Raw genomic sequence first — 2088 nt, 5'->3', positions numbered from 1 at the left:
CTCCAGCACCACGCGCGCGCCCCACGCGGCGGTGCGCGTGACCTTGGCGACGGGGGTGAAGCGCGGCATGACAATAACGGCGTCGATCCCCAGCAGGGACGCATGCCGGGCCACGCCCTGCGCATGGTTGCCCGCCGAGACGGTAATGACCCCACGTTCACGCTCGCGCGGGGTGAGGAGGGCCAGCTTGTTGGCCGCCCCCCGCTCCTTGAACGACCCCACGGCCTGGAGGTTGTCGAGCTTGAGCACGATATCCGCGCCGGTCGCCCGCGAGAGTGTCTGGCACGGGACGGTGGGCGTATGCAGGACGCGCCCCTTTATCCGCTGTGCGGCGGCGGTGATATCTTCAAACGTGATCACGGTGTATGCCTAGCCGTAGGTGACTTCCAGGATTTCGTATGTCCGGTCGCCGCCGGGGGCGGGCACGGACACGCTGTCACCAATGCTCTTGCCGATCAGCGACTTGGCCAGCGGCGAGGAAATGGACAGCAGCCCCTGCTTGATGTCGGCTTCGTACACGCCCACGATCTGGTAGGTGGCTTCCCTGTCGGTTTCTTCATCCACCAGCTTGACGCGCGCGCCGAATTTCACCTGGTCGCCCGACAGGCTGGCCGGGTCGATCACCTCGGCGGAGGAGACGATTTCCTCCAGTTCCTGAATGCGGCCTTCGGTAAAGGACTGGCGTTCGCGGGCTGCGTGATATTCCGCGTTTTCCGACAGATCGCCGTGGCTGCGCGCCTCGGCAATCGCGCGTATGATCGCGGGGCGTTCTTCACTCTTGAGCTTGCGCAGTTCGTCTTCAAGCCGTTGCAGGCCGGGGCCTGTCATCGGAAATTTCTGCAAGATTTGTCCCCGAGGTGAAGGTCAGTTTCCATAACTGACTGTTGGTTGCCGTACCCGGCATATCGCATGCGGTCCCGCACGGGCACCCCACCGGCGTGCAGACCGGCAGGGTACCCGCGTAAGTGCGATACGCTCAGAATGATCCTTTAAAATAGGATTGAAGTGGCGCGACTTCAAGAACTCCCTCACGCATGGCCGAAATGGCATGCGTCGCCGCCCGCGCGCCGGCGATGGTGGTGTAGTGGGGAACGCCATGCGTCAGCGCCGAACGGCGGATGTCGAAGCTGTCCGTCACCGCCTGCGCGCCCTGCGCCGTGTTGATGACCATCTGGATGTCGCCCGAGCGGATGGCGTCCACGCAGTTCGGTCGCCCTTCCAGCACCTTGTTGACCACGCGCACGTTCACACCGGCCTCGCGCAGGCAGGCGGCGGTGCCGCGCGTGGCCATGATGGTGAAGCCCATGTCCGACAGGCGGCGGCCCAGCGATTTCACGGCCGCCTTGTCGCTTTCGCGCACGGACAGGAAGACCGTGCCCGACAGCGGCAGTTTCACGCCCGCGGCAAGCTGCGACTTGGCGAAGGCGCGCTCGAACGAGGCGTCAAGGCCCATCACTTCACCCGTGGAGCGCATTTCGGGGCCAAGGATCGTATCCACATTGGGGAAGCGGTTGAACGGGAAGACCGCTTCCTTCACCGCCACATGCGGGGCGACGGCGCGGTCATCGAGCCGGAATTCACCCAGCTTGGCCCCGGCCATGACCCGCGCACCGATCTTCGCGACTGGCACGCCCGTCGCCTTGGCCACGAACGGCACGGTGCGCGAGGCGCGGGGATTGACCTCCAGCACGAAGATTTCCTGCCCCTTGATCGCGTACTGCACGTTCATGAGGCCGACAATGCCCAGCTCGCGCGCCATGGCTTCGGTCTGGGCCTTGAGTTCGGTCACGATGGCGGGGGAGAGCGTGTAGGGCGGCAGCGAACACGCGCTATCGCCGGAGTGGATGCCCGCTTCCTCGATATGTTCCATCACACCGGCCACGTACACCTCGTCCCCGTCGGCGATGCAGTCCACATCCGCCTCGATCGCGTCGTTGAGGTAATGGTCGATCAGCACCGGGCCGTTGGCGACTTCGGCCCCCGCAAGCTGGAGCGCCCCGCGCATGTACCGCTGCAGGCTCGCGCGGTCATGCACGATTTCCATGGCGCGGCCACCCAGCACGTAGGACGGGCGGACAACCACGGGGT

The 2088-nt window shown here is 65.3% G+C and carries 3 protein-coding genes; all 3 read right to left on the bottom strand.

The annotated features are described in order from the left end of the window. Positions 1-360, bottom strand: a 360-nt coding sequence (locus tag JCM25156_RS14645) for a pyridoxal-phosphate dependent enzyme (RefSeq protein WP_025813655.1), incomplete at its 3' end; no start/stop codon positions are given. Between the two features lie 9 nt (positions 361-369). Then, positions 370-843, bottom strand: a complete 474-nt coding sequence (gene greA / locus JCM25156_RS14640; RefSeq protein ID WP_025813654.1) for a transcription elongation factor GreA — start codon at positions 841-843, stop codon at positions 370-372. A 133-nt stretch (positions 844-976) separates the two neighbouring features. Then, on the bottom strand, positions 977-2088 hold a 1112-nt coding region (locus JCM25156_RS14635; RefSeq protein ID WP_025813653.1), incomplete at its 5' end, for an ATP-binding protein.

The sequence above is a fragment of the Komagataeibacter kakiaceti JCM 25156 genome (assembly GCF_000613305.1).
Note: the sequence above shows the minus strand (reverse complement) of the source record. Positions and strands in the feature narration are given on the sequence as shown.